The sequence below is a fragment of the Roseomonas chloroacetimidivorans genome (assembly GCF_049629625.1).
Lineage (GTDB): Bacteria > Pseudomonadota > Alphaproteobacteria > Acetobacterales > Acetobacteraceae > Roseomonas > Roseomonas chloroacetimidivorans.
Genome location: NZ_JBNBZS010000018.1, coordinates 43,013 through 65,462, shown reverse-complemented (window position 1 = coordinate 65,462; position 22,450 = coordinate 43,013). Strand labels below are relative to the sequence as shown.

25 protein-coding genes are annotated in these 22,450 nt (G+C 67.7%); 15 read left to right on the top strand and 10 right to left on the bottom strand.

Annotated elements, in window-relative coordinates:
* Positions 1-7: 7 nt before the first annotated feature.
* The 6 genes from ACO1BU_RS15410 to ACO1BU_RS15385 all read left to right on the top strand — a co-directional run bounded on the left by ACO1BU_RS15410 (position 8) and on the right by ACO1BU_RS15385 (position 4,121).
* Positions 8-367, top strand: coding sequence for an NADH:ubiquinone oxidoreductase subunit NDUFA12 (locus ACO1BU_RS15410; protein WP_424136851.1), 360 nt, complete (start codon positions 8-10; stop codon positions 365-367).
* A 28-nt stretch (positions 368-395) separates the two neighbouring features.
* Positions 396-914: an outer membrane lipid asymmetry maintenance protein MlaD gene (gene mlaD, locus ACO1BU_RS15405; RefSeq protein WP_424136850.1), complete on the top strand. Its 519-nt coding sequence runs from the start codon at positions 396-398 to the stop codon at positions 912-914.
* Positions 911-1,138 (top strand): hypothetical protein, encoded by a 228-nt coding sequence (locus tag ACO1BU_RS15400; RefSeq protein WP_424136849.1) that lies wholly within the window; start codon positions 911-913, stop codon positions 1,136-1,138. The genes mlaD and ACO1BU_RS15400 overlap by 4 nt, the downstream gene beginning before the upstream one ends.
* On the top strand, positions 1,135-1,545 hold the full coding sequence (locus ACO1BU_RS15395) for a DUF2155 domain-containing protein (protein ID WP_424136848.1): 411 nt from the start codon (positions 1,135-1,137) through the stop codon (positions 1,543-1,545). Before ACO1BU_RS15400 ends, ACO1BU_RS15395 begins: the two co-directional genes overlap by 4 nt.
* Positions 1,546-1,596: 51 nt before the next feature.
* Positions 1,597-2,355, top strand: a complete 759-nt coding sequence (otsB, locus tag ACO1BU_RS15390) for a trehalose-phosphatase (RefSeq protein WP_424136847.1) — start codon at positions 1,597-1,599, stop codon at positions 2,353-2,355.
* A gap of 236 nt (positions 2,356-2,591) precedes the next feature.
* Positions 2,592-4,121, top strand: coding sequence for an alpha,alpha-trehalose-phosphate synthase (UDP-forming) (locus ACO1BU_RS15385; RefSeq protein ID WP_424136846.1), 1,530 nt, complete (start codon positions 2,592-2,594; stop codon positions 4,119-4,121).
* On the opposite strand, the gene aat is transcribed toward ACO1BU_RS15385, so the two are convergent.
* The 5 genes from aat to ACO1BU_RS15360 all read right to left on the bottom strand — a co-directional run bounded on the left by aat (position 4,007) and on the right by ACO1BU_RS15360 (position 7,834).
* Positions 4,007-4,675 carry a leucyl/phenylalanyl-tRNA--protein transferase gene (gene aat, locus ACO1BU_RS15380; protein ID WP_424136845.1) on the bottom strand — a complete coding sequence of 223 codons (669 nt, stop codon included), beginning with the start codon at positions 4,673-4,675 and terminating at the stop codon, positions 4,007-4,009. The genes ACO1BU_RS15385 and aat overlap by 115 nt on opposite strands.
* A gap of 104 nt (positions 4,676-4,779) precedes the next feature.
* Positions 4,780-6,138: an acetyl-CoA carboxylase biotin carboxylase subunit gene (accC, locus tag ACO1BU_RS15375; protein ID WP_424136844.1), complete on the bottom strand. Its 1,359-nt coding sequence runs from the start codon at positions 6,136-6,138 to the stop codon at positions 4,780-4,782.
* Between the two features lie 4 nt (positions 6,139-6,142).
* A complete protein-coding gene (gene accB / locus ACO1BU_RS15370; protein WP_424136843.1) occupies positions 6,143-6,619 on the bottom strand; it encodes an acetyl-CoA carboxylase biotin carboxyl carrier protein in 477 nt (158 codons plus the stop codon).
* Positions 6,616-7,071: a type II 3-dehydroquinate dehydratase gene (gene aroQ / locus ACO1BU_RS15365; protein WP_424136842.1), complete on the bottom strand. Its 456-nt coding sequence runs from the start codon at positions 7,069-7,071 to the stop codon at positions 6,616-6,618. The genes accB and aroQ overlap by 4 nt, the downstream gene beginning before the upstream one ends.
* Positions 7,072-7,165: 94 nt before the next feature.
* Positions 7,166-7,834, bottom strand: a complete 669-nt coding sequence (locus tag ACO1BU_RS15360) for a phosphoribosylanthranilate isomerase (protein WP_424136841.1) — start codon at positions 7,832-7,834, stop codon at positions 7,166-7,168.
* Between the two features lie 84 nt (positions 7,835-7,918).
* Here ACO1BU_RS15360 and thiS point away from each other — a divergent pair, with 84 nt between their 5' ends.
* Together thiS and ACO1BU_RS15350 are read left to right on the top strand one after the other, a co-directional pair.
* Positions 7,919-8,155, top strand: a complete 237-nt coding sequence (gene thiS / locus ACO1BU_RS15355; RefSeq protein WP_424136840.1) for a sulfur carrier protein ThiS — start codon at positions 7,919-7,921, stop codon at positions 8,153-8,155.
* A gap of 4 nt (positions 8,156-8,159) precedes the next feature.
* Complete coding sequence (locus ACO1BU_RS15350; RefSeq protein WP_424136839.1) at positions 8,160-8,954, top strand: thiazole synthase; 795 nt, start codon at positions 8,160-8,162, stop codon at positions 8,952-8,954.
* Between the two features lie 3 nt (positions 8,955-8,957).
* Here the strand turns inward: ACO1BU_RS15350 and ACO1BU_RS15345 are convergent, their stop codons facing one another.
* From ACO1BU_RS15345 to ACO1BU_RS15330, 4 genes are all read right to left on the bottom strand, one after another.
* Positions 8,958-9,353, bottom strand: coding sequence for a hypothetical protein (locus ACO1BU_RS15345; protein ID WP_424136838.1), 396 nt, complete (start codon positions 9,351-9,353; stop codon positions 8,958-8,960).
* A gap of 111 nt (positions 9,354-9,464) precedes the next feature.
* The gene (locus ACO1BU_RS15340) at positions 9,465-10,772 is read right to left on the bottom strand and encodes a leucine-rich repeat-containing protein kinase family protein (protein ID WP_424136837.1); all 1,308 of its coding nucleotides are present in this window, start codon (positions 10,770-10,772) and stop codon (positions 9,465-9,467) included.
* 51 nt (positions 10,773-10,823) lie between these two features.
* A complete protein-coding gene (locus ACO1BU_RS15335) occupies positions 10,824-12,413 on the bottom strand; it encodes a DHA2 family efflux MFS transporter permease subunit (protein ID WP_424136836.1) in 1,590 nt (529 codons plus the stop codon).
* Between the two features lie 10 nt (positions 12,414-12,423).
* On the bottom strand, positions 12,424-13,518 hold the full coding sequence (locus ACO1BU_RS15330) for an HlyD family efflux transporter periplasmic adaptor subunit (protein WP_424136835.1): 1,095 nt from the start codon (positions 13,516-13,518) through the stop codon (positions 12,424-12,426).
* Positions 13,519-13,690: 172 nt separating this feature from the next.
* On the opposite strand from ACO1BU_RS15330, the gene ACO1BU_RS15325 reads away from it, so the two are divergent.
* From ACO1BU_RS15325 to ACO1BU_RS15310, 4 genes are all read left to right on the top strand, one after another.
* Positions 13,691-14,329, top strand: a complete 639-nt coding sequence (locus ACO1BU_RS15325) for a TetR/AcrR family transcriptional regulator (protein ID WP_424136834.1) — start codon at positions 13,691-13,693, stop codon at positions 14,327-14,329.
* Positions 14,330-14,674: 345 nt separating this feature from the next.
* Positions 14,675-15,805 (top strand): type III PLP-dependent enzyme, encoded by a 1,131-nt coding sequence (locus tag ACO1BU_RS15320; protein ID WP_424136833.1) that lies wholly within the window; start codon positions 14,675-14,677, stop codon positions 15,803-15,805.
* Between the two features lie 148 nt (positions 15,806-15,953).
* Entirely contained in the window at positions 15,954-16,523 is a 570-nt protein-coding gene (locus ACO1BU_RS15315) for a DedA family protein (RefSeq protein ID WP_424136832.1), read from the top strand.
* Positions 16,524-16,652: 129 nt separating this feature from the next.
* A complete protein-coding gene (locus ACO1BU_RS15310) occupies positions 16,653-17,117 on the top strand; it encodes an Lrp/AsnC family transcriptional regulator (protein ID WP_424136831.1) in 465 nt (154 codons plus the stop codon).
* A 96-nt stretch (positions 17,118-17,213) separates the two neighbouring features.
* Here ACO1BU_RS15310 and ACO1BU_RS15305 read toward each other — a convergent pair whose 3' ends face one another.
* Positions 17,214-18,836: an ABC transporter substrate-binding protein gene (locus tag ACO1BU_RS15305; protein ID WP_424136830.1), complete on the bottom strand. Its 1,623-nt coding sequence runs from the start codon at positions 18,834-18,836 to the stop codon at positions 17,214-17,216.
* Positions 18,837-18,944: 108 nt separating this feature from the next.
* Here ACO1BU_RS15305 and ACO1BU_RS15300 point away from each other — a divergent pair, with 108 nt between their 5' ends.
* The 3 genes from ACO1BU_RS15300 to ACO1BU_RS15290 are packed head-to-tail and all read left to right on the top strand — an operon-like array spanning position 18,945 to position 22,448.
* Complete coding sequence (locus tag ACO1BU_RS15300) at positions 18,945-20,531, top strand: ABC transporter substrate-binding protein (RefSeq protein WP_424136829.1); 1,587 nt, start codon at positions 18,945-18,947, stop codon at positions 20,529-20,531.
* Positions 20,532-20,541: 10 nt separating this feature from the next.
* Positions 20,542-21,513 (top strand): ABC transporter permease, encoded by a 972-nt coding sequence (locus ACO1BU_RS15295; RefSeq protein ID WP_424136828.1) that lies wholly within the window; start codon positions 20,542-20,544, stop codon positions 21,511-21,513.
* On the top strand, positions 21,513-22,448 hold the full coding sequence (locus tag ACO1BU_RS15290) for an ABC transporter permease (RefSeq protein WP_424136827.1): 936 nt from the start codon (positions 21,513-21,515) through the stop codon (positions 22,446-22,448). The genes ACO1BU_RS15295 and ACO1BU_RS15290 overlap by 1 nt, the downstream gene beginning before the upstream one ends.
* The last annotated feature ends 2 nt before the right edge of the window (positions 22,449-22,450 follow it).

Here is a 22,450-nt window from a genome sequence, read left to right as displayed (position 1 = left end):
CCCGATTATGTCCGCCATGCAGCGCTGGCTCTCCGGCCTCTCCGGCCGCAGGATCGGCACCGATTCCAACGGCAACGTCTACTTCGAGAGCCGCGGCGACTTCCTGAATTACGGTCGTAAGCGCCGCTGGGTCGTCTATGCCGGCGAGCCTGAGGCGACGACCGTGCCGCCGGAATGGCACGGCTGGCTGCACTTCACCGTGGACTCGCCGCTGGACACTGCCCAGCGCCTGCCCTGGATGAAGCCGCACCAGCGCAACCTTACCGGCACGCCCCAGGCCTATCGCCCGAGCGGCCATGACCATGCCGGCGGCCAGCGGCGCGCCCAGAGCGCGGGCGACTACGAGGCCTGGACGCCCGGATCCTGATGGAATTCCTGGGACCGGAACGCAGCGCGTGAGAGGGCGTGGCATCGCGGAAATCGCGGCTGGCGCGGTGGTGTTGCTCGCCGCCGTGTTGTTCCTGGCCTATGCGGTTACTAATTCGGGCCGCCCGGCCGCTCGTGGCGGCCTGGAGCTGACCGCGCGCTTCGACCGGATCGATGGCCTAGCCCCCGGCGCGGATGTGCGGATTGCCGGGGTGAAGGTGGGCAGCGTCACCGATCAGCGGATCGACCCCAAATCCTTTCTTGCCGTGCTGACGCTCCAGGTCGATTCCAGCCTGCACGTGCCGGATGACAGCTCCGCCGAGATCACTTCCGAGGGGCTGCTGGGCGGAAAATATGTAGCGCTGGTGCCGGGCGGAAGCGACCGGAGCCTTACGAATGGCGGCGAGATCAAGATCACCCAATCCGCCGTCAGCCTTGAGAGCCTGCTGGGACGCTTCATCTTCTCGGTGACGCAGCTGACGGCGAGCAAGGGCCAACAGAATGACGGCGCTGAGGCGCCGGCCGGCGCCGGAGGAGGGACACATTGACGACAGATCCCCTCTCCCCGCCGGAAACCTGGCCGGGCGCGGACGGGCAGCCGATCTCCTGTCGGGAGAAGCTGAAGATGCTGGCGGAAAACCACGAGGAGGCCGCGCAGGTGCTGCGCGACACGTTCGAGGACGCCGTGCTGATGGGCGTGGACGAGGCGGCGATGCGGCGCTTGCTGACTGATCTCGTGGCCGCGCTGCCGAGCCCGAAGCGCGCTTCATGAAGCGTTTTGCCCTTCTGCTCGCTTTGTTGGCCGTGCCGGGCGCAGTGGCGGCCCAGGGCACCCCCCCGGCCCCTGAGCAAAGCCAAGGGCCGCCCGCAGAGGCCGGCTGGGTCCGGAAGAACACTGCCCAGCTTCAGGCGCTGGACAAGGTTACGGCCCGGATCACGGTGCTGAACGCGACGGTGGACCAGCCCGTCCGCTTCGGTTCGCTGACCGTTACGGTGCGCGCTTGCAACGCTCGCCCGCCAGATGAGGTGCCGGACGCCGCTGCTTTCATCGAGGTGCGAGACGATCTCGCACCTGCCAATGCGCCATTGGTCTTTCAGGGCTGGATGCTGGCCAATGCGCCAGCGGCCCATATGCTAGAGCATCCGGTATACGATCTCCGGATTCTTAGCTGCCGTTGACGGACCTGATTCAAACGGCCGCGCCGCGGCCCGTACATGGCAGGAGGCGCAATGACCGAAGTTCCCGAATCGAGCGCTGCCCTGGCCGGACCGCCCATGCCAGGGCCCGACGCAGCCTTCTTCCTGGACCTGGACGGCACATTGCTTGAGATCGCGGCGCGTCCAGACGCGGTGGTGGTTCCGAAGGAGCTGCCGGAGCTGTTGACCCGCCTTCACGCGGCCTTCGGGGGCGCAGTGGCGGTGGTGACGGGGCGCGGACTCGCGGTTGCGCGGGGTTATACCGGGGTTTCGCAGCTGCCGATCGGGGCGGAACACGGGGCGGTCCTGGACCCGCCCCTGCCCGGGGCCCCGCCCCTGCCAGTGCCGCGACCGGAATGGCGCCGTGCGGCGGATGAGTTCGCCGCGGCCCGCCCTGGCGCGCTGGCCGAACACAAGACGCATTGCCTGGTCCTGCACTTCCGTCAGCGTCCGGAGGCCGGACCCGAGGCAATGGCCCTGCTGGAGTCGCTGATCAACGAGGATTCGCAGGGCTTCCGCATCGTGCCCGCCCATGCGGCGGTGGAATTGCGGCCAGCCGGAGCCGACAAGGGCGGCGCGGTGCATCGCCTGATGGCGACCCCGCCGTTCCGCGGCCGGCGCCCGATCTTCATCGGAGACGACATCACGGATGAGGACGGCATGGCGGCCTGCGCCGAGTACGGTGGCTATGGCCTCCGGGTCCCCGATGATTTCGCGGGCCGGCCAGCACTGGTTCGAGCTTGGCTGTCGCGCGTCGTTAATTCGATGACGGCGGAAGCGGCGGGGCCTTGAGCCGGCCCTCTCCGTTCCCCAGGGAAACCAGCCGATGGCTGGACTGTTTTTAGATAAGGCGAAGATAGGGGAGAATAGGCTGACCGGCAGGCACATTCCGCGGCGAGGCGCCACGGAGTATCTGTTGTCCCGGCCGGGTCCAGTACAGGATAAGGCTTGCGTCCAAGCTCCCGGCTACACTTGGGTTATTCGTCGAGGTGATTAATAGTCACCTCGACGGCGAAGAAGGAGGGATCGTGGGACGCCTGGTTGTCGTTTCGAATCGCGTCGCCGTTCCGAAGCGGGGTGATGTCCCCGCGGCGGGTGGCCTTGCCGTCGCACTCAAAGAGGCCTTCGCCAGCCGCGGCGGGTTGTGGTTCGGATGGAGCGGGACGGTCTCGGATGATCCCCCGGATGTCGTGAAGCACGCGCGGCGCGGCAATGTGGACTATGCCGTGATCGACCTGTCCCGGCAGGCCTATAATGGCTTCTATACCGGGCATGCGAACTCCGCACTCTGGCCACTGTTCCATTTCCGTCTCGGCCTGCTCAGCTACGACCGCGACCATGCGGAGTGCTACCGCGCGGTGAACCGGCGCTTCGCTGAGAAGCTGCTGCCATTGCTGCGCCCGGATGACACGGTCTGGGTGCATGACTACCAGCTGATTCCGCTGGGCGCCGAGTTGCGGGCCATGGGGTCGCGGCATCGGATCGGCTTCTTCCACCATATCCCCTTCCCGCCTTGGGCCGTTTTCTCGGCATTGCCGGGCGCCGAGACAGTCATCCGTGACCTGCTGGCCTATGACCTGGTGGGCGTGCAGACGCACCGTGACATTGCCGGGCTGATGGACTGCATGGCGCAAGGCACGGGCATGAAGGCACGGCCGGGCGCCGAGATACGGTTTCGCGGCCGCCGTACCCGCTTCAGGGCCTTCCCCATCGCCATCGCGACGGACGAGTTCGCGCAAGCAGCCGCGCGCAACATCGACGCCGCCGACGCGCAGCGGCTGAAGTCGAGCCTTGGCGACCGCGCCCTGGTGATCGGAGCGGAGCGACTGGACTACACCAAGGGGCTGCCGGAACGCTTGCGGGCCTTCGGCGCCCTACTGGACCGCTACCCCGAACACCGCAGCCGTGTGACCTATCTGCAGGTAGCTGCCCGTTCGCGCGAGGATGTGGAGACCTACAAGGACCTCAAGCGGGAGATCGAGCATCTGGCGGGCCGAATCAACGGCGACCATGCGGATGCTGACTGGACTCCCGTCCGCTATGTCGGCCGGGCCGTGCCGCGCGACACGCTGGCGGGCTACTACCGCATGGCAAAGGTCGGGCTGGTGACGCCGCTGCGGGATGGGATGAACCTGGTCGCCAAGGAATATGTCGCGGCGCAGGACCCGGAGGATCCCGGCGTGCTGGTGCTGTCCCGCTTCGCCGGAGCGGCCGAAGGCATGCCCGAGGCGCTGCTCGTCAACCCGCTGGACGCCTGCGGCATGGCGGATGCCATCCATGCTGCCTTGGTCATGCCGCTAAAGGAGCGCCGGGACCGGCACGCGGCCATGCTGCGCCGGCTGCGGGAGAACACAGTGACCGGTTGGGCCAAGGCCTTCCTGGAGGCGCTGGAGCGGCCGGAGACGGCGGAGGCGCCGTCCCGTGCCGCCGCGCTCTCCATGTTTCAGTCCCGGCTGGTCTCGCGCAAGGCAGCCACCTCTTCGGACAGCGCCTCGGGCGAGAGCACCGGGAGCCAGGTGGCGGCGCTGTCCACAGCCAGGGCCAAGCGGGCCCGGTAGTCAGCCTGGGGAATTTCCAGGGCGCCGAAGCGGGCAAGGTGTTCGTTCAGGAACTGGGTATCGAGCAGGGTGAAGCCGCCCCGCCGAAGCCTGGCGACGAGATGCACCAACGCGACCTTGGAGGCATCACTCGCCCTGGCGAACATGCTCTCGCCGAAAAAGGCGGCGCCGATGCGAACGCCATAGAGGCCGCCGACCAGCTTTCCCTCTAGCCACGCCTCAATGGAATGGGCGTGTCCCATTTGGTGCAGGGTGTTGAAGAGGTCCTCGATCTCGGCATTGATCCAGCTCTCCTCGCGCCCCGGGGCAGGAGCGGCGCAGCCGGTGAGGATGGCGGGGAAGTCAGCATCTGCCGTCACCTCGAAGCGGCCGGACAGGACGGTACGCCGCAGGCGGCGCGGCAGGTGGAAACCGTCCAGCGGAAGGACCCCGCGCATCTTCGGGTCCAGCCAGTAGAGGCGGCCGGAGCCGCGACTCTCGGCCATCGGAAACAGGCCGGCGCGGTAGGCGCGGAGGACCAGATCGGGGGTGATCGAGAGGGCGCGGCGGCTCATCCAGCCAACCGGGCCACGAAATCGCTAGGATTCAGGCAGCACCACATGCGCCGAGGATAGGCGCGGCCCGGCGCAGCGCAACCGGCTGCACCGGGCCAGTCCGTTCACCGCTCCGGCATATGGTTCGCGACGAAGCGCTCCAGCCAGTGGATGGTGTAGTCGCCGGCCTGGAACTCCGGATCATCCATGATGATCTGGTGCAGCGGGATGGTCGTGCGGATGCCGTCCACCACCATCTCGGTCAGCGCCCGGCGGCAACGGGCAATCGCCTCGGCGCGGTTGGATCCGTGCACGATCAGCTTGGCGACCAGGCTGTCGTAATGCGGCGGCACGGCATAGCCGGCATAGAGCGCGCTATCGACCCGCACACCCAGGCCACCGGGGGCGTGATAGGCCGTCACACGGCCGGGGGACGGGGCGAAGGTGACCGGATCCTCGGCCGTGATGCGGCACTCGATCGAATGGCCGTTGAAGCGGATGTCCTTCTGCTCGTAGCCGAGCGGCTCCCCGGCAGCGACGCGGATCTGCTCGCGCACCAGGTCCACGCCGCAGACCATTTCCGTCACGGGATGCTCGACCTGCAAGCGGGTGTTCATCTCGATGAAGGCGAACTGCTCGTCCTGGTAGAGGAATTCCAGCGTGCCGGCACCGCGATAGCCGAGTTGCTTCAGTGCCTGGGTCACCGTTTCGCCCAATGCGTCCCGGGCGGCGGTGGTAAGGACGGGGCTGCCGGCCTCCTCCACCAGCTTCTGATGGCGGCGCTGGAGGGAACAGTCACGCTCGCCGAAATGGACCACGTTGCCGTGGGTATCGGCCAGGATCTGCATCTCGATATGCCGGGGGCGGTCGAGATACTTCTCCATATAGACGCTGTCGTCGCCGAAGGCGGCCTTGGCCTCGGTGCGGGCGACGCGCCAGGCATCCTCCAGCTCATCCGCCGTGCGGGCGACCTTCATGCCGCGCCCGCCACCGCCGGCGGCAGCCTTGATCAGCACGGGGTATTTGATCTGCTCCGCGATCTCCCGCGCCTCCTCCAGGGAGGCCAGAGCGCCGGGCGAGCCGGGGACCAGCGGCACGCCCAGGCGGCGCATCGCGTCCTTGGCGGCGATCTTGTCGCCCATGATGCGGATATGCTCCGCCGTCGGGCCGATGAAGGCGAGGCCATGGGCCTCCACCATCTCGGCGAAGCGGGCATTTTCCGAGAGGAAGCCGTAGCCGGGATGAATGGCTTCGGCGCCCGTGATGGTGGCGGCGGAAAGGATCGCCGCGGCGTTCAGATAGCTGTCGCGCGCCAGCGGCGGGCCGATGCAGACGGATTCGTCGGCCAGCCGGACATGCATGGCGGTGTCATCAGCCGTGGAATGAACGGCCACCGTCCGGATGCCCATCTCCTGGCAGGCGCGGTGGATACGGAGCGCGATCTCGCCGCGGTTGGCGATCAGGACTTTGTTGAAAGCGGGCACGCGACTACTCGATGACCATAAGCGGCTCGCCGAACTCGACGGGCATGCCGCTCTCGATAAGGATGCGGGTGACCGTACCAGCCTTGGGCGCCTTGATCTGGTTGAAGGTCTTCATCGCCTCGATCAGCAGCACGGTCTGGCCCTGGGCCACCTTGCTGCCCACGGTAACGAAGGGCGCCGCACCGGGCTCTGGAGAGAGATAGGCGACCCCCACCATCGGGGAGGTGACGGCGCCCGGGGTGGCAGCGGTCACTTCGTCATTGGCGGCGGCCGGCGCGGCCTGGGCCGGGGCGGCAGCAGGAGCCGCGGCAGCGGCCGGAGCCGGCGCGGCCACGGTCTGGACCACCTGCTGGACGGGAACGGTGCGAGCCACGCGGATGCGGCTCTCGTTCTCGACCAACTCGATCTCGGTGAGATCTGTTTCGCGAAGGATCTTGGCCAGGGCGCGAATTGCGTCCGGGTCGAAGGAAAGGCCGCTCATGGCGTGTCGTCCTGACCGATAATGCCGGCGATCGCGCGAAGCGCCAGGGCGTAACCCCCGACCCCCAGGCCGCAGATCACGCCTACCGCCGCGCGGGAGACGTAGGAGAGATGCCGGAAAGGCTCCCGCCGGTGAATGTTGGTGATATGGACCTCGACCACCGGCAGGTCCACCGCCAGCAACGCATCCATCAGGGCGATGGAGGTATGCGAATACCCGGCGGGGTTGATGATAATGCCGGCCGCGTTGCCGCGGGCTTCCTGAATCCAGGAGATCAACTCGCCTTCCAGGTTGGTCTGGCGGAAGTCGATCGCCAGTCCCAGCTCCTCGGCCGCCTCGGCGCAGAGCGCCTCGACGTCATCCAGGGTAGCGGTGCCGTATTTCTCCGGCTCGCGCGTGCCCAGCAGGTTGAGGTTGGGGCCGTTCAGGACGGCAATCAGCGGGGGTTCCACGGGCTTGGTTCCGGTCCTCCCGGGGGGTGCGTCCGGGTGTCTGGCCGGGCGGGCTAGCATGCGGGCCCGTGGGCACGCAAACCCGAGCCACTCGTCAACCCGCCTCGCGGTCGGCCGAACGCACGGATCGCATGAAGGACTCGAGCTTCGCCGGGTCCAGCCGCCCCTCGGTCCGAACGCCCGAGCAAAGGTCCAGGCCGTAGGGACGGACGCGGCGAATGGCCTCCCCGGCATTATCCGGGGTCAGGCCCCCGGCCAGGAAGACAGGGACAGGGCTGGCCTGCACGAACGCCGCGCTCACCGCCCAATCATGCACCCGCCCCGTGCCGCCCAGTTCCCGGATGGTGGCGTTCGGCCTGCCGGAATCGAGCAGGAAGGCGTGAACATGGGGTGCGTAGAGCGGAACGAGGTCCAGCGCATCGCTTCCCTCCACATGGACCACCTGCACGCGGCGGACTCGCGGCTCCAGCACCGCCAGCCGGGCCGCCTCCGCCGGTTCGATATGGGAGACCACCTGGACGGCTGTGGGACCGGTGGCGCGGATATGGGCCGATATGGCCTCGGCCGTCGTCTCCGAGGTCAGGAGGAAAGTGGCGACCGGTGGCGGAACGAGACGGGCAATCTCCGCGATACGATCATCGGGGATCGGACCTGGGCCAGAAGGCATGGCGCCGACCAGCCCAAGGGCATCGGCGCCAGCCGCGACGGCCATCTCCGCTTCCTCGGCCGAGGCGATGCAGCAGACTTTCACGCGCGTTCTCATGGCGGCATCCATGCCCCTGGCGGGAAGGACAGGCAAGCGCAGCCCCTTCAACCCGGCAGCGCCCCGTGCCACATCCGCTGGGCCATGTCCGGACCTACCCTCATGGCCGCGCCCGGCGCGGTCACCATCACCGTGAACGGCGAGGCCCGCACTCTGCCCGCCTCTCTTCCTCTGGCCGATTTCCTGGCGGAGTCGGGGCTGGATACGCGCAAGGTGGCGGTGGAGCGGAACGAGGAGATCGTACCGCGCTCCGCCTATGCCACCACCCTGCTCCAGCCGGGGGACCAGCTGGAGATCGTGCATTTCATCGGGGGAGGCTGAGGCCATGGACGGCGTGATGACAGCCCAGGACGATTCCTGGGAGGTGGCGGGGCACCGCTTCCGTTCCCGCCTCGTGGTTGGGACCGGGCGGTACAAGAGCCTGGAGGAGACCGCGGCGGCCATCGAGGCCTCGGGGGCCGAGATGGTCACGGTGGCGGTTCGGCGGGTGAATCTGTCGGACCCCAAGGCGCCGATGCTGCAGGATTTCGTGCCGCCGGACCGCTACACCTACTTGCCCAACACTGCCGGCTGCCACACGGCGAAGGACGCGGTGCGGACCCTTCGGCTGGCGCGGGAGGCCGGGGGCTGGAATCTGGTGAAGCTGGAGGTGCTGGGGCCCCCGCCCTTCCTCTACCCCGACATGCCCGCGACCTTCGAGGCGGCGGAAGCCCTGATCAAGGACGGGTTCCAGGTCATGGTCTACTGCGCCGACGACCCGCTGGCGGCGAAGCGGCTGGAGGAAATGGGCTGCGTGGCGGTGATGCCGCTGGGCGCGCCGATCGGCTCCGGCCTGGGCCTCACCAACCCCTTCATGCTGCGTTCCATCATTGAGAACGCAAAAGTGCCGGTGCTGGTGGATGCCGGGATCGGCACGGCCAGCGAGGCGGCCCAGGCCATGGAGCTGGGCTGCGACGCCGTCTTGCTGAATTCGGCCATCGCCCATGCCAGGGATCCCGTGCGGATGGCGCGGGCCATGAAGGCTGGGGTGGAGGCCGGGCGCCACGCCTATTTGGCCGGGCGGATGCCGCGGAACTATGCGGCGGATGCTTCCAGCCCGATGACCGGGCTGATCCGCTAGGAATCAGTCCTCCCAGTAAGGCGGCAGCGCACGCAGTTCCGCGTCGCTGTCCGTGCTGAGCCGCGTGGCGCAGAGGATGTCGAGCAGCGCCACGCCGGCCACGGCCGCGATGGCCAGCTTCACATTGGCCCGTTCGCGCGGGCCGAAGGCGGGCGTGCCGATCAGGGTGGCCAGGTCCAGAGCGTCGCCGCCGACGCGGGCCCAGAGCAGCGGGGCGGAGGTGGGATTCGACAGGATGGCGACGCCATTCGCCACCTCTCGCACGCCAAAGGCCCGGAACAAGCCCGTGCGGCCCCGCATCCCCAGCTTGCCGGCCAATGTCCGGCCGCCGAGAATCTGCATCGCCCCCAGGCCGATGCTGAACCAGCCCAGGAAACGGGCAAGGCTGACGACGTTCATGGATGATCTCCTCCTTCGGGCCATGGTGGGGCGCCCAGCGACAACGCCGCAGGAGGAAAATGGCTGTGCCGGGTCGTCGCTCGGCTAAGGCCCGTCCGGGCCGGACGGCCCTCATGGAGGAGGTGGGAGCATCTCCAGGGCTTCCGCCATCAAGGGTCGCGCCGCTGGGGCTGGTGCGGTGCAGCGCCCTTGCAGATCCCGCAGGCCGGCGTCTCCGCCGAGGCCATTGCAGCGGTCGAGCAGTTCACCAAGCAACAGGCCCCAGGCGCGCATCTCGATCCGTTGCAGCGCCTCACCGGCCCGGCCATCCGGCAGGAAGGAGGCCGCGCCGAAATCACTGAGCACCGCATGACCTCCGGCCCCGTCCCATAGCAGGTTGTGGGCATAGAGATCGCCGTGCAGCAGGCCCCGCGCATGCAGATGGGCGGCCGCAACACCGGCGCAGCGCGCCAGGCGGAGGGCGGTGGCGGGATCGAGGCGCAGTGCCGGATCGTAGATGTCGCGGGAGCAACTCTCCGCACTCGGCGGACCGGCCAGAGCGCGCCAGCCCTCTGGCAGCAGGGGCATGAGCAGGCCGTCGAGGCCTTCGGGATGGCCCTGCAGGCGGCCCAGTGCGCCGGTCAGGTGGGGATGCGCGCCCGCGGCCAGGCAGGCGGCCATCTCGCGCTCTGGCAGGCCATCGCTGGTCATGGTGCCCTTGAAGAGCTTCAGCGCCACCGGGCGCGGCGCCGCGCCAGTGCCGGCATGCCAGAGAGCACGCTGCACGCGGCCGGAGGCACCCTCCCCCAGGATCGGGCCGGGCTCCAGGGCCCGCCACTCCACCGGCGTGGCGGGGGGCGGTCCGGCCTCCCGGTCCATCGGATTCCCAGCCCAGGCGATCCAGGCCAGGGCTGGCAATTCTGTCAGCCAGGGCGGCAAGGCCTCGAAGCGGTTGGCGGAGAGGCGAAGCAGTTCGAGATTTGGTGCCCCGGCCAGGCTTTCGGGCAGCTGATGCAGGCGGTTGCCGGCGAGCATCAGCTTCTGCAAGGCAGGCCGGTCACCAATGGCGGACGGCAGGGCCTCGATCTGGTTGTCGGTCAAGGTCAGCCAGCGCAACGCGGGCGGCAGGGCCTCGGCCGGAACCTCGCGCAGGCCTGAGGCTCGGAGGCCGATCTGGCCCAACATCGGGCAGTCACCCAGCACCGGCGGCAGGCGGACGAAGCGGTTGCCGGAGAGGAAGAGCACGCGCAGCCGGCGCAGCCGGCCGAAATCCTGGGGCAGCGCGGTCAGGACGTTGCCGCCAAGGTCGAGCACCTCCAGCGTATCCGCCAGGGCGAGGATTTCGCACGGGAACTCCGTCAGGCCGAGATGGCCGAGATGCAGCTCCCGGATTCCGGCCAGATCGCCGCGGCGCAGCGCCGCCAGGGTTTCAGCGCCCAACATCATCCTCCCGGGCTGGGGCCGCCCCCTTCGGGCAGCCCCGGCCCGGCGTCAATGCGCCGCGCCCCCTGCCCCGGGCTTCGGCAGCTTCACGAAAAGCACCAGCGGCACCGCGAGGGCGAAAAGCACGGCGATCACCACAAGCACGTCGTTATAGGACAGGATCAATGCTTCCCGCGTGATCATGGCGGAGACGCGGGCCAGGGCCGCGTGGTCAGCCGCCTCGCCCAGGCGGCCGGACATGGCCGAGGCGATGCCGTCCACCGCCTGCGATACGCCGGGACGCGCCCAGTTCGTCGCCTCCGAGAGATGAAGTCGGTGCGCGGCGGAGCGGTCGATCACCAGTGTGTTAATCATGGCCAGACCCACGGCGCCGCCGAGATTGCGCATGAGGTTGTAGAGGCCCGAGGCGTTCTTGATCATCGCCGGCGGCAAGGTGCCAAGCGCCACCTGGTTCACCGGCACCATGGCGAACATCGTGCCGACACCGCGCAGCGACAGCGGCAGCCATAGCTCGCCGAAGCTGGATTGCGCCGTGAGCTGCGAGGTCATCCACATGGCGAGCCCTGTGGTGCCCATACCAAAGGCGAGCAGGATCCGCGGATCCAGCACGCGCGCCAGGCGGCCCACCACCGGTGCCGCCAGGAACATGGCAAGCCCGGTCACGAACATCGTCTCGCCAATCTGCAGCGAGTTGTAGCCACGGATGCGCCCGAGGAAGAGCGGGACGAGATAGACCGCGCCATAGAGGCCGATGCCGACAAGGAAAGCGAAGACGCTGCCGAAGGCGAAATTCGCATTGGCATAGGCGCGCAGCTCGACGATCGGCTCCTTGCGCGTGAAGGCGCGCCAGAAGAACACGATGCCGGAGACCGCACAGGCCGCGGCGAAGGTCGCGATGGTGGGATCGTCCAGCCAGTCCCAGCGCGGACCTTCCTCCATCACATATTCCATGCTGCCGAGGAAGACGGCCATGGCGACAAGGCCCGTCCAGTCAAAGCGCCCGAGCAGGCTTTTATCGCCCTGGTCGATATCCATCGTGCTCCAGATCACGACGGCGATGAAGGCGCCGATGGGCACGTTGATGAGGAAGAGCCAGTGCCAGGAGAAGCTCTCGGTCAGCAGGCCGCCAAGGGTCGGGCCAATGGTGGGGGCGAGGGTGGCGGTAAGTCCGATCAGCACGCTGACCGAGCCGCGCTTCGGGCCTTTGAAGAGCAGGAAGGCGGTGGCGAAGACCGTCGGGATCATCGCACCGCCGAGGAAACCCTGCATCGCGCGGGCGACGATCATCATCGGCAGCGAGGTGGCGGTGGCGCAGGCGAGCGAGAAGATCGTGAAGCCCGCAGCCGAGATGGTGAAGAGCACGCGGGTGGAGAGCAGGCGCGAAAGGAAGCCCGACAGCGGGATCATGACGATCTCCGCGATCAGGTAGGAGGTCTGCACCCAGGAGGCCTCATCCGGGCTGGCGGCGAGGCCTGCCTGGATGTCGGTGATGCTGGCCGAGACGATCTGGATATCCAGGATCGCCATGAACATGCCCAGCACCATCGTCATGAAGCCGAGGAAGTGCTTCGTGGACACGCCCGCCACTCCGCCCTGGGAAGCGGCCGGAATAGCGGCGGGGTTGGCGGTGGCGGACATGGAGGTGGCCTCAGTGGCCGCGAAGCATCGCCGCGGCAACGCCCAGGACGGAACGCGGAGCATGGGGATCGTCGCGCGTGTCGACCTCAGCCTCGACCGACAGGCCGGGGCGGAGATTGGCCACGTTCTGGCCCGCATCGACCGCGACGCGGACAGGCACGCGCTGCACGATCTTGGTGAAGTTGCCGGTCGCGTTCTCCGGCGGAAGCAAGGAGAACTGCGCACCCGTGGCAGGGGCCAGGCTCTGCACCGTGCCGTGCAGCACGCCACCGGCATCGACCGAGAGCTCCACTGGCTGCCCCTCGCGGATGCGGCGGAGCTGCGTCTCCTTGAAGTTGGCCGTGACATAGAGGCGGTCGGCCATGGGGGAGACGGCGATCAGGTTCTGGCCGGAGCGGACATGCTGACCGAGCTGGGCGGCGCGGTTTCCGGCCACTCCCGCGAAGGGAGCGCGGATCACCGTGTATTCGAGATTAGCCTCGGCCAGGGCCAGAGCCGCCTTCGCGGCGTCGCGGCGGGCCAGGGCGGAGCGGGCTTGTGCGTCCAGCACCGGAAGGGCGCCGCGGGCAGCCTCAAGGCCGGCCCGGGCGGCGGTCACTGCTGCCTCGGCCTTCTGGCGATCCGCGAGGGTGCGATCCACCGCCTCCCGCGTGCCGAAGCCGCCCTGGGCCAGGGAGCCGGCACGGCCGGCACTGGCGACGGCGTAAACGCGGTCGGCCTCAGCCTGGGCGATCTGGGCCTCCGCGGAAGCGACCTGGGCCTCGGCCTGAGCGCGCTGGGCGGCAAGTGTGCCGATATTCGCCTCGGCCTCTGCCAGCGCGGCGGCGGCCTGGTCGCGGCGGGCCTGCCAGTCGCGGCGGTCCAGCTCGATCAGCGGCTGGCCGGCCTCCACCAGTTGGTTATCGGCCACGAGGATGCGCACCACGTCGCCCTCGATTCGCGAGGAGAGGACGGCAATGTCGCCGCCGACATAGGCGTCGTCAGTCGATTCAAGGAACCGGCCGACCTGCCAGTACCAGGAGCCGCCGGCAGCACCGCCGGCCAGGACCAGAAAGCCGATCAGGGGCAGGATTCGGCGGAAGCGGGAACGGGACGGCTTTGGCATGGCAGGCGCGCTGGAGCGGGTCTCAGGGTCGGCTGCGGGGGTAGTCCGGGCGTTCATCTCAACTGAACCGTTCAGTTTAGGGCATTAGATGGTCTCTCTGCCGTTATTTGTCCATGGAAAACTGAACGGTTCAGTATCAGATATGTGCTGCCGCCTACTGGAGTTTTCCGCCTTGTCCGTTGCCCTCAGTTCCGCCGAAGCCTCGCCCAAGCGCGCTGCCATTTTGGCCGCGGCCAAGCGGCTCTTCCTGGCCGGGGGCTATGCGACCGTCTCCATGGACACGGTGGCCCGCGAGGCCGGGGTATCCAAGGCTACGCTCTATGCCCATTTTACCGGGAAGGAGGCGCTGTTCAGCGCCATCGTGGCGGAAGGCTGCACCGCCATCGCCGCGCAGGCCGAGCAGGTGGCCTCACATGCTCCCTCCACAGGCGGAGCCCTGCGCGAGGTGGGGCGCCTTTGGATGAGGTTCCTGCTGCACCCCGACAGCATGGCCATCCACCGCACCGTCATCGCGGAATGCGCACGCTTCCCGGATCTGGCACGCGCCTTCTACGAGGCCGGACCCGCCACCGGCCGTGCCTGGCTGGCCCGCTGGATGGCGGAAGAGCAGCGCCAGGGCCGTCTGCGCGCCGATGCCGCCCCGGAGATCGCGGCCGATCACCTGATGGGTCTCCTGCGGGGTGATCTCTACCTGCGGACGGTTCTGGGTGGGCCGGTGCCGGACGAGCATGCGGTCCAGGCTGCGATCGACCAGGCGGTGGAGGTTTTCCTGCGCGCCTATGGGGCGCCAGCCGCCATGTCGGCGCCGTAATCCGGCCGGTGAAGGCCGCTTTCCGCCCTGGATTCGGCGGGCGGGCAAAGGTTTCATCCGGGAGCTTTCCTGCCCTTCCGGCACCTCACGAAAAAAATCAGCGCCGGGACAAGATGGGCCTTGCACCCCAGGGTTAGGGGGGCTATCTGCCGCCGCAGACGCAGTACGCACGTGCCTCTGGCCCGCAAGGTTACGCAACGACGTCAAGCGTTCTGGCAACCCCTGCCGGCGCAAGCCGACAGGCTCTCACTTTGGTCGCTGGTTCGTTCGACCGTTCGTCAACCTGAGCAGGGCCGCTCCGCCAAAGGCGGACGCCTTGCCGCTTCGCATGGGGAGGGTGGTGCGATGACACCCAAGATCGCTCAATTCCTGGCCGATGTTCAGCCGGCGACGCCGTGCCTGGTTCTCGACGTGGATCGCGTCGAGGAGAATTACCGGCGCCTGCAGTCCGCGCTGCCCCTCGCCCGCATCTACTATGCCGTGAAGGCCAACCCGGCGCGCCCGATTCTGGAGCGGCTGGTCGGTCTCGGCTCCTGCTTCGACGCGGCCTCCTGGGAGGAGGTTTCGGCGGTGCTGGATGCCGGCGCTCCGGCCGAGGCCATCTCCTACGGGAACACCGTGAAGAAGGAGAGCGCCATCAAGGCCGCCTATGCGCGTGGCGTGCGCATGTTCGCCTTCGACTCCGAAGGCGAGTTGGAGAAGCTGGCGCGCTCCGCGCCGGGCTCGCGCGTCTATTGCCGCATCCTCGTCGGAAATGACGGTGCCGAGTGGCCGCTGTCGCGCAAGTTCGGTTGCGAGGTCGAGATGGCGCGCGATCTGATGATCCGCGCGCAGGAGCTGGGGCTCGATGCCTTCGGCCTCTCCTTCCATGTCGGCAGCCAGCAGACCAACACAGCGGCCTATGCGGCGGCGATCGCCAAGGTTGCCATGCTCTTCACCGACCTCAAGGAGGCCGGGGTGAAGGTTCGCATGGTGAATCTCGGCGGCGGCTACCCCGTGCGCTACCGCGCCGAGGTGCCGGAGATCGACGCTTTCGGCGATGCGATCATGGGTGCCATGGCCGAGCATTTCGGCAATGCCCTGCCCGATATCGTCATTGAGCCCGGGCGCTTCATCGCGGCCGATGCGGCGGTGGTGTCCTCCGAGGTGGTGCTTGTCTCCCGCAAGGCGAAGGACGATCCGGTGCGCTGGGTGTACCTGGACATCGGGCGCTTCGGTGGCCTGGCGGAGACGGAGGGGGAGTCGATCAAATACGCCTTCCGCACCCCGCATGACGGCACGGAGGAGGGGCCGGTGACGATCGCGGGCCCGACCTGCGACAGCACCGACACCTTGTACGAGAAGTCGAACTACCGGCTGCCGGCCAAGCTCCAGTCCGGCGACCGGATCGAGATCCTGGCGGCGGGGGCTTATGTCACCACCTATGCCAGCCAGGGCTTCAACGGCTTCGCACCTCTGGCCGAGCACTACATCTGATCCGAAGGGCGCCGCGAGGCGCCCTTCTCGTTTTTGTGCTGCGGAAGCGACTAGAAAGAATCTGTCTCCTACGGTGCGACGGCGTGTCGATTCTGCTTCCTTGGAGATGGAGCATCGGTAACAATGCCACAAAAGACCGGGGGCTTGCGTGGCGGAGTTCTGGGCTGATTGGGGCGCGGCTGCCTATTTGCTGGCCGCCCTCTGGGCGTTCTTCGAGGGTGAGACCTTCGTCCTGGCAGCTGCCGCGGTGGGGGCCATGACGGGTGCGGTCGACCCCTGGATCCTGATGGGTTCTGTCTGGCTCGGCTCCTTCCTGGGGGACCAGACCTGGTTCACCCTCGGGCGGCGCTACGGCCCGCGCATCATGAAACGCTATCCCAAGGCCGAGGCGAAGATGGCCACGGCCACGGCCATGCTGCTGCAATACGGCACGCTCTTCATCCTCACCTTCCGCTTTCTTTATGGCATCCGGAACGTGGCCGCTGCAGCCTGCGGGCTCGCCGGGATTGGGCGGCTGCGCTTCGCCTTGCTGAACTTTATTGCAGCGGGAGTCTGGGCCGGCAGCTTCGTCGTGGCAGGCTGGTATCTGGGCGCCCTGATCGGGCCGGAACGGCTGTTCCACTTCATTGCTGGCGGCGCCCTGCTGCTGCTGGCCCTGTTTCTCTTCCGCCGCTTCTACCGCAAACGCCGCCTGGCCCGGACGGCGGTGGCTCTCTGAAGCTGTCCGGGCCCGCGGGCCACAGGGCCCGCTATCCGGGGCCGCCGGCGTCGCCGGCCGTCCCGCTCTCGCCATCACGTGCTGTGCCGGTGATTCCCCAAGGGCCGATCAGGCTTTAGGCTGCACCTCATGGACGAGATCGACCGCAATATCCTAATCGCCGTGCAGCAGGACGGCGCTGCAGGGCTTGCCGAGCTGTCCAAGGTGGCCGGCCTCTCCGTCTCCGCGACCGCGGAGCGCGTAAAGCGCTTGGAGGAGCGCGGCACGATCCGCGGCTGGCACGCTGCGCTGGACCCGACCGCCGTGGGCTGCGCCCTGCTGGCCTTCGTGATGGTGGCGCTGAAGCCGGGCCGCGATGATGCCGCCTTCCGCAAGGCGATGCGCCGGGCTGAGGCGGTGCTGGAGTGCCACGCGGTAAGCGGCCCCTGGAACTACATGCTGAAGCTGCGCCTGCCGGACCTAACCGCGCTGGAGCGCTTCGTGGCAGATGAACTGCGCGGGCAGCCTGGCGTGGAGCGGACGGAGGTGGTGGTGGCACTGACCTCCGTGAAGGAAACAATGATCCTTCCTGTGGCCGAGGCCGACGAGGAGTAGGCGAGCCGGGGCGACGTAATCGTTCCACCCCCGGCTTCCAGGGTTTTAGGGGGCCGCGGAAGGCGGCGCCCCGAAAACCGGGGCGCCGCCTTCAGATCAGGCCGCCGGGCTTGCCCCCATCGCGACCGTACGCTCATCGGCGCGCGCGTCGTAGTTCAGGTTGCGCTTCAGCGCCCAGACATTCACGAGCTGATGGAGGGGGATGAAGGCGAGGTCGTCCATGGCCATCTTCACCGCCTGCTGAAGGAGCTTCTCGCGCTCGTTGTCGTCCAGCGTAGCGACCGCGCGGTCGGTCAGCGCGTCCAGCTCGGGGTTGCTGTAGCGGCCATTGTTGCTGGCACCCATCCGCTTCGCCGGGTTCCAGGTCCCGAGGATGTTGACCAGGGTATAGGACGCCTCACCGGTCGTGCTGCCCCAGCCGAGCAGGCGGATGGCATATTCCTGCTTGCTGTTACGGACCGAGAAGCTGGCCCAGGGCAGGGCTTCCACCTCGGTCTGGATGCCGATCCGCTGCCACATCTGAGCGACTGCCTGAATCGTGCGGGCGTCGTTCGGGTAGCGATCGTTCGGGCCGTGCAGGGTAAGCTTGAAGCCGTTGGGATAGCCGGCCTCGGCCAGCAGCGCCTTGGCGCGGTTCGGGTCGTAGGGCGACGGCTTCACATCCGGGTTGTAGCTGTAGGAGCCCGGCGGCAGCCATTGGCCCGTCGGCTGGGCGGTGCCTTCCATGATCTGGCGGCAAATCGCCTCGCGGTTGATCGCCATCGAGAGTGCCTGGCGGACCCGGAGGTCCTTGAACGGATTCTTCGGCAGGGGCTGGCCGTTGTTGTCCGTGACGAAGGGCACGTTCCCGTCGCGCGAATAGTCAGGGAACAGATAGATCACGCGGACACCCTGCACCTCGGCCAGCTTCACGCGGTTGTCGCGGCGAAGCTTGGCAAGGTCGCTGGTCGGCACCTGATCGATCATGTCCACGTCCCCGGCCAGCAGGGCAGCGGTGCGGCCGCTGTCATTGCTGATGAAGCGGTAGGAAACGCGGCTCCAGGGCTGCTTGGGGCCGAACCAAGCGTCGTTGCGGACCAGTTCCGTCCGATCGCCCGGCGAATAGGAGGCCACTTTGTAGGGGCCGGTGCCGATGGCCGCCTTGAGGGAGTTGTAGTCCTCGGGGTTGGCGCCCTGGCCCGCATGGCGGGAGATGACGGCGACGCCGGCCAGCTCGGTCGGCAGCAACGGGTGCGGCGCGGCGGTGTGGAAACGCACCGTCAGAGGATCCACGACCTCGGTACGACGGATGGCCCGGATGAAGCCACCGAAGCCGCCCGGTGAGCCCTGGACATTCGGCACACGCTCGATGGTGAAGGCCACGTCGTCGGCGGTGAAGTCCTTGCCGTCATGCCACTTCACGCCAGGGCGCAGCTTGAATTCCCACACCGTTTCGCTGACAGGCGTCCAGCTCAGGGCAAGGCCGGGATAGGGCTTGTTGGCGGCATCGCGCTCCACGAGCCGGTCAAAAACATGCATCGCCAGGCTGTTATTGGGCGCGGCGTTGTAGAAATGCGGGTCCAGCGAGGTCACCGAGCCGCCGATGCCGATGGTAAGCGGGCGGTCCGCCGGCGCGGGCGTGCCCTGGGCCTCCGCAAGAGAGGGGGCGAGGCCGCCGGCGATGGCAGCCATGGCGGCGGGAGCCGACACAAACAGGCGGCGAGTAATGGCAGCGGTCAAGGTGAAGCTCTCCTGATTGTAATACAGGTCCGTGGCAAACTAGCGGCAGCTCGGCATGACTGCTAGAAGCGCTTTGGGAAGGCGCCATCGGGAAATCCGGGGAATTAGATGAAGACAATGAGGTCGGTGGCCCTGGCGGCCACCCTTTCGGCATTCGCGGCGACTGGCGCGGCCACGCCTGGCCGGGCGCAAACACTCAATCTCGCGGTTGGCGCCCCCGTCACCTCGATCGACCCGCATTACCACGCGCTGTCGCCGAACTATGCCGTGGCGGACATGCTTTTCGACAGCCTGACCGCCTTCGACGCCCAGGCTCGCATCCAGCCACGGCTAGCCGAGAGCTGGAAGCCGGTCGCGGAGGATGTCTGGGAGTTCAAGCTCCGTCCCAACGTGAAGTTCCACAACGGCAATGCCTTCACGGCCGAGGATGTGGCCTTCACCATCGCCCGGGTGCCGACGGTGCCGAACAGCCCGTCCTCCTACGGGATCTATACCCGCGCCATCCAGCGCGTGGAGGTGGTGGACCCGCTGACGGTGCGCTTCCACACCAATGGCCCCTACCCGCTCCTGCCCGTCGATCTCGGGCAGATCCAGATGCTGGACAGCGAGACGCACGCCAATCCGCTGACCGAGGACTTCAATTCCGGCAAGCTTGCAATTGGCACTGGCCCGTTCCGCATGGTCAGCTACCGCAGCGGCGATCGGATCGAGTACACGCGCAACGAGGATTATTTCGGCCCCAAGCCGGCCTGGCAGCGCGTGAACTACCGCATGATCACCAATGACGCGGCCCGCACGGCGGCGCTGCTCTCGGGGGATGTGGACTTCATCGACCAGGTGCCGACCAGCGATATCACCAAGCTGCGCCGCGACAACCGCGTGCAGCTGAGCGAGGCGAATGGGCTGCGGCTGATCTTCCTGGCGCTGGACCACGCGCATGAGGGGGATTCGCCCCTGATCACCGATAATGACGGCAAGCCGCTGGGCCGGAACCCGCTGCGCGATGTGCGGGTACGCCGGGCGCTTTCCATGGCGATCGACCGCCAGGCGATCACGGACCGGGTGATGGAGGGGGCCTCCCTCCCCTCCACGCAGCTGCTGCCGCCCACCGCCTATGGCGCCTTGCCCGACCGCCGCGTGGGTCCGGCCGATCTCGACGGCGCGAAGAAGCTGCTGGCTGAGGCCGGCTATCCCAATGGCTTCCGCATCACCCTGAGCGGGCCGAACGACCGCTACATGAACGACGCCCGGATCATCCAGGCGATCGGGCAGATGTGGACCCGGATCGGCGTGCGGACTTCCGTCGAGGGCCAGCCCTGGGCGGCCTTCGTGGCGCGCGCGGGACGGCAGGAGCTTTCCGCGATGCTGGTGGGCTGGGGTACCTCCTCCGGCGAGCCGACCAGCCCGCTGCGTTCGCTGCTGGCCACCTTCACCCCGCCGCGCGGCTGGGGCGGCTCCAATCGCGGGCGCTATTCCAACCCGGCGATGGACGCGAAGCTGGATGAGGCGCTGCGCACGCTGGATGACGGCAAGCGCGAGCAGCTTCTGCGCGAGGCAACCACCATTGCCATGGATGATGTCGGGATCATCCCGATCCACATCCAGAAGAACATCTGGGCCATGCGCCGCGGGCTGCAGCACGAGGCGCGGGCCGATGAGCTGACACGCGCGCAGGACGTGCGGCCGGCCCAATAGGAGCCGAGAGATGAGCGTTTACCTTCTGCGCCGGCTGATCCAGGCGGCGCTGGTCATGCTGGCGATGTCAATCATCGTCTTCGTCGGCGTCTATGCCATTGGCGATCCGGTGGAGATCCTGATCTCCCCGGATGCGGACCAGGCAGAGCGTGCGCGGGCGATCGCCGCGCTGGGCCTCGATAAGCCGCTGTGGGAGCAGTATTTCTCCTTCCTCGTCGCGGCGTTGCATGGCGATCTCGGCCGGTCCTTCGTGTTCAACGAGCCGGCGCTGCAGCTGATCGGCCAGCGGGCCCCGGCAACGCTGGAACTGGCCTTCGGCGCCACCTTCCTGGCGATCCTGGTCGGGCTGCCTCTGGGCCTCTATGCCGGGCTGCGGCCGAACGGGCTCGGCGCCAAGACGATCATGGCCGGCTCCATCCTCGGCTTCTCCCTGCCGACCTTCTGGGTCGGGCTGATGCTCATCATGGTTTTCGCGGTGCAACTGGGCTGGCTGCCCAGCACGGGGCGCGGCGAGACGGTGGAAGTGCTGGGTATGCGCTGGTCCTTCCTGACCTGGGATGGGCTGGCCCATATGGCAATGCCGGCGCTGAACCTGGCGCTGTTCAAGATCAGCCTGGTGATCCGCCTGACCCGCGCGGGCGTACGGGAGACCATGCTGATGGACTTCGTGAAGTTCGCGCGCGCCAAGGGCCTCTCCCCGCGCCGGGTGATCGGCGTGCATGTGTTCAAGAACATCCTGATCCCCGTCGTGACGGTGGTCGGGCTGGAATTGGGCTCGACCATCGCCTTCTCGGTGGTGACGGAGAGCGTCTTCGCCTGGCCAGGCATGGGCAAGCTGATCATCGACAGCATCAACGTGCTCGATCGGCCCGTGATCGTTGCGTATCTGATGAGCATCGTGCTGATGTTCATCGTCATCAATCTCGTCGTGGACCTGCTCTATTCCGTGCTTGATCCTCGCGTGCGGCTGGAGAGCAAGTGATGAGCGCCACCACCGCCGGGCCGACGCCCGCCGCCCCGCCCGCCAAGGCCACGCCGCGCGTCGAGACGCCGCTGCGCCGCTTTGTCCTGGATTTTGCCGAGAGCAAGCTGGCGCTCGGGGCCCTGTTCGTCTTCCTGGCGATCGTGCTGGTCGCCATTCTCGCGCCGGTGATCGCGCCGCAGAACCCCTATGACCTCGCCCAGCTCGACATCATGGATGGTAGGCTGGAACCGGGGTCGCAGAGCGGCGACGGAAGCATAACCTACTGGCTCGGCACGGATGACCAGGGGCGCGACATGCTCTCGGGCATCATGTACGGGCTGCGGATCAGTCTGCTCGTGGGCGCCGGTTCCGCCATCGTCGCGGCCTTCGTGGGCGCCTCGCTGGGCATGCTCGCGGCCTATGCGGGCGGCCGGACCGATACGCTCATCATGCGGCTGGTCGACCTCCAGCTCTCCTTCCCGACCATCCTTTCGGCCCTGATGATCCTCGCCTTCCTGGGCAAGGGCATCATGAATGTCGTCATCGCGCTGATCGTGGTGGAATGGGCCTATTACGCCCGGACCGTCCGCGGCACGGCGCTGGTGGAGCGGCGGCGGGAGTATATCGAGGCCGCCCAGTGCCTGGCGCTGCCGACGCGGCGGATCATCTTCCGCCACCTGCTGCCGAACTGCATGCCGCCGCTGATCGTGGTGGCGACCATCCAGATCGCCCGCGCCATCGCGCTGGAGGCCACCCTCTCCTTCCTCGGCCTGGGCGTGCCGATCACGGAACCCTCGCTGGGGCTGCTGATCGCGAATGGCTACGAGTACATGCTTTCGGGCAAGTACTGGATTTCCTTCTATCCCGGTATCGCGCTGCTGATCACCATCGTCTCGATCAACCTGGTCGGCGACCATCTGCGCGACGTCCTCAATCCGAGGCTCAAGAAGTAACA

What these genes read in the sequence shown, in the direction of transcription:
- ACO1BU_RS15410 (WP_424136851.1), top strand. Translation starts at nt 8, where the DNA reads ATGTCCGCCATGCAGCGCTGGCTCTCCGGCCTCTCCGGCCGCAGGATC.
- ACO1BU_RS15395 (WP_424136848.1), top strand. Translation starts at nt 1,135, where the DNA reads ATGAAGCGTTTTGCCCTTCTGCTCGCTTTGTTGGCCGTGCCGGGCGCA.
- otsB (WP_424136847.1), top strand. Translation starts at nt 1,597, where the DNA reads ATGACCGAAGTTCCCGAATCGAGCGCTGCCCTGGCCGGACCGCCCATG.
- aat (WP_424136845.1), bottom strand. Translation starts at nt 4,675, where the DNA reads ATGAGCCGCCGCGCCCTCTCGATCACCCCCGATCTGGTCCTCCGCGCC.
- accB (WP_424136843.1), bottom strand. Translation starts at nt 6,619, where the DNA reads ATGAGCGGCCTTTCCTTCGACCCGGACGCAATTCGCGCCCTGGCCAAG.
- ACO1BU_RS15360 (WP_424136841.1), bottom strand. Translation starts at nt 7,834, where the DNA reads ATGAGAACGCGCGTGAAAGTCTGCTGCATCGCCTCGGCCGAGGAAGCG.
- thiS (WP_424136840.1), top strand. Translation starts at nt 7,919, where the DNA reads ATGTCCGGACCTACCCTCATGGCCGCGCCCGGCGCGGTCACCATCACC.
- ACO1BU_RS15350 (WP_424136839.1), top strand. Translation starts at nt 8,160, where the DNA reads ATGGACGGCGTGATGACAGCCCAGGACGATTCCTGGGAGGTGGCGGGG.
- ACO1BU_RS15345 (WP_424136838.1), bottom strand. Translation starts at nt 9,353, where the DNA reads ATGAACGTCGTCAGCCTTGCCCGTTTCCTGGGCTGGTTCAGCATCGGC.
- ACO1BU_RS15335 (WP_424136836.1), bottom strand. Translation starts at nt 12,413, where the DNA reads ATGTCCGCCACCGCCAACCCCGCCGCTATTCCGGCCGCTTCCCAGGGC.
- ACO1BU_RS15330 (WP_424136835.1), bottom strand. Translation starts at nt 13,518, where the DNA reads ATGCCAAAGCCGTCCCGTTCCCGCTTCCGCCGAATCCTGCCCCTGATC.
- ACO1BU_RS15320 (WP_424136833.1), top strand. Translation starts at nt 14,675, where the DNA reads ATGACACCCAAGATCGCTCAATTCCTGGCCGATGTTCAGCCGGCGACG.
- ACO1BU_RS15310 (WP_424136831.1), top strand. Translation starts at nt 16,653, where the DNA reads ATGGACGAGATCGACCGCAATATCCTAATCGCCGTGCAGCAGGACGGC.
- ACO1BU_RS15300 (WP_424136829.1), top strand. Translation starts at nt 18,945, where the DNA reads ATGAAGACAATGAGGTCGGTGGCCCTGGCGGCCACCCTTTCGGCATTC.
- ACO1BU_RS15295 (WP_424136828.1), top strand. Translation starts at nt 20,542, where the DNA reads ATGAGCGTTTACCTTCTGCGCCGGCTGATCCAGGCGGCGCTGGTCATG.
- ACO1BU_RS15290 (WP_424136827.1), top strand. Translation starts at nt 21,513, where the DNA reads ATGAGCGCCACCACCGCCGGGCCGACGCCCGCCGCCCCGCCCGCCAAG.